Source organism: Actinomadura sp. 7K507 (genome assembly GCF_004348425.1).
In the GTDB taxonomy this organism is placed as follows: Bacteria; Actinomycetota; Actinomycetes; order Streptosporangiales; family Streptosporangiaceae; genus Spirillospora.
On the sequence record NZ_SMKK01000464.1, the window covers coordinates 1 to 2,716 of the forward strand.

Sequence of the window (2,716 nt, forward strand, 5' to 3'; positions counted from 1 at the left end):
GCTGGGGGGTGGGTCGGCGGCCAGGAACGCCAGATGGGCGTGGGCGACCATGGCCAGGGTGATGTGCCGGTACAGAGGCACGGCCCCTGGCGGAAAGCGGCCCCCCAAGCCAGAGGTGATCAATCATATGGGGTTCGGAACAAAGTATGCGCCATAAGTGGCGCATCGCTGGGAGGTTCAATGCGAGCATTTTCTTTGCTGATGATTCTGCTCGTAACCATGTCGCTCGTCTTTGTCGGATCCATTGCCTACGGAAATTCGAGTTTCATTGCCTGGGGGCTGGTTGTTGTGGCATTGGGTGCTGGAGTGCAGATACTTCTTCACCGCCGTGGAGTTTCTTATAGAGAAAATCCACAAAGCCAGGAGACCGCCGTTGAGGTACTGCGGCAGGGGTCATTCCTTAAGTTGTATCCACCATTTCCGGTCGCTCTGGCATTGGTAGCGATGGCGATCATCATCAACACGGGTCCACCGGGCCTCATCATCCTGCCTCTCGTGAGCGTCATGGCGTGTACCGCCGTCTGGCAGGGCAAGCATCGCGGATGACGGCGATGTGCCACGGGCCGGTGGTCGCCGTCGAAGAGGTAATGGTCGAACGTGTCGGCGTCATATCTCCCGTCTTTGATCGTGGAGAGTCTGACGGCAGCTGATTTCACCTGACGGATCGAGTGAAACAACCAGCGACTCCATCTCGGTCTTGCTCCGGGACCACGAGCTGGGCAATCGCCGGAAGCTGTTCAGCCAGAACCCCGTCAGAGCCCGTTCCTGGCTCTACGAGAAGAAGTTGAATTCGCCGTTGCGGACGCCGGCTAGGAAGGCTTCCCATTCGGGACGGGTGTAGAGGATGACTTCGGCGTTGGGGCGGTGGCTGTGGCGGACGGCTACGCGGTCGGTGCCGTCCAGGAGGGGGCCCGCCTCGACGCAGTTGCCGCCGCCGTTGGGGCTGTAGCTGCTGATGCGCCAATCGATGTGTGTGCGTTCCTCAGCGGTGAGGGTGTCGCGTGGTTCGGTCGTGCTCAAGGCTTCTCCTCCGCGATCGCCGCGATCATCTCCACGGATTCGGCCGGCTCGAGAGCCATGGCCAGGTGGCCATCGTAGGCATGGACGAATCGCGAAATGTCGGGCGCTTCGGTGTAGATCGCACCGGCCAGCGTCTCGGTGTAGGCGACCTCGGGGAAGGGCGTCGGCATCTGGAAGATCTCGAAGCTTCCGTAAACGCTCGCCAGCTTTCCGGTGCCGAGCGGGAGCACTCGGATGTCCACTGCCGACGACTCCGAGAGCTTGATCAGGTGTCGAAGCTGGTCGTGGATGACCTGCGGCGCTCCGACCCTGCGACGAAGCACGGCTTCGTCCAGGATGGCGCTCACGCGCGGGGGGTCGGGTTTGCGGAGGACGCGTTGGCGCGTCATGCGGAGTTCGTGCCAGCGTTTGATCTGTTCGTCTGTGGCCTCGCACTCGTCCGCTTGGATCACGTGTTCGGCGTACGACGGGCACTGAAGGAGACCAGGCAAGACGATTGCGGCGTATGACCGGATGTGGGTGGCGCGGGACTCCAGCCAGACGTAGTCGATCAGGGAGCCTGCGACGTCGTCCGCGTAGCCGTCCCACCAGCCCTTCTGCCAGACGTCCCTGCTGAGGTTGAGCAGCTTCTCGCGCAGTTCCGGGTTCGAGACGCCATACAGATCGAGGAGCGCGAGCAGGTCGGGGCGGCGGATCGGATAGAACCCCGTCTCGTAGCGGCTGAGCGTCGCGGTGTCGCGCTGTAGGTACTCGGCGGCCTCCTTGAGGAGGATTCCCTTGCTGTCGCGCAGTTCGCGGAGTTGCTGTCCCAGCCACTGCGAGCGCAGCGTTCCCGGCCTGGATGTCGCCGCCATCTTTCAGCCTTCCATGATCGCTCCGGAAGCCTGGAGCGAATTACTCAAAGCAACTTGCCCTGTGCTGGACGTGGTGCGACTATACCGACAGTGTCCGGATGGATACAGTGAGTTCCGTGAAATGAGAAGAGCCGGGACGGATCAGTGCTTGGCGGCTACGTCCGTCCCGGCCCGGTCGCTCGGAAGGGAGCACCCGGATGGATGACGTCCACGAACCCGAACTACTGACTGTCTACCACGCGGACGAAGCCGAGGTCGTGGCGCTCGCCGGGGGTGCTGCGCCCAGGCTGTTCGCCCTCGTGCGGGAGGACTACGGCGAGGACGACGCGGTGGTGGAGGAGGTCGTGGCGTACGGGGTCGCGCTCCCGGACGGGTCGGCTGCCACCGTGCCGCTGAGCGGACGGGGGCTCGGGCGGTGGCTCACGCCGCAGAGCGCGTCGCGGCGGATGCTCTCGGAACTGGTCTGGCTCTCACCCGGGCGGTGAGCATACGAAGGCCCCTGGGGAGCCCGGGGGCCTTCGGCAGGCACTGTCAGCTCCCGGGGCGGCGGGTAAGCGTGCCGGGGCCGAGTTGGCTGCCGGACGGAGTGGAGCCAGACCGCTGACCTATGAGACCGCCTCGTCCTCTTCTCGTTCGTTGGTATCGGCGGCCTCGCAGGCTGGGGAGACGCTTGCGGCGGCCTGGTTGAGAACGTCGTCCTCCTGGTCGGTCTGAGCGCATGCGTCGCGCGGTTGTCTGCCTTTTCCGGTGGGGCATTGGCGTCGGGTGGGGTGGCGCGTAAGGATGCTGGGGTGACTCAACCTCCTGGTTCGCCGCCGCCCGGGATGCCGTCCCCACACGGG

The 2,716-nt window shown here is 64.3% G+C and carries 4 protein-coding genes; 2 read left to right on the forward strand and 2 right to left on the reverse strand.

Translation table 11 applies throughout. The features are described from left to right. Positions 1–180: 180 nt before the first annotated feature. Entirely contained in the window at positions 181–546 is a 366-nt protein-coding gene (locus E1285_RS44425) for a hypothetical protein (RefSeq protein ID WP_132160924.1), read from the forward strand. Between the two features lie 225 nt (positions 547–771). On the opposite strand, the gene E1285_RS44430 is transcribed toward E1285_RS44425, so the two are convergent. After that, positions 772–1,020, reverse strand: coding sequence for a DUF397 domain-containing protein (locus tag E1285_RS44430; RefSeq protein WP_132160925.1), 249 nt, complete (start codon positions 1,018–1,020; stop codon positions 772–774). Continuing rightward, positions 1,017–1,874, reverse strand: coding sequence for a helix-turn-helix transcriptional regulator (locus E1285_RS44435; protein WP_132160926.1), 858 nt, complete (start codon positions 1,872–1,874; stop codon positions 1,017–1,019). Before E1285_RS44435 ends, E1285_RS44430 begins: the two co-directional genes overlap by 4 nt. A gap of 197 nt (positions 1,875–2,071) precedes the next feature. On the opposite strand from E1285_RS44435, the gene E1285_RS44440 reads away from it, so the two are divergent. After that, positions 2,072–2,359: a hypothetical protein gene (locus E1285_RS44440; RefSeq protein ID WP_132160927.1), complete on the forward strand. Its 288-nt coding sequence runs from the start codon at positions 2,072–2,074 to the stop codon at positions 2,357–2,359. The last annotated feature ends 357 nt before the right edge of the window (positions 2,360–2,716 follow it).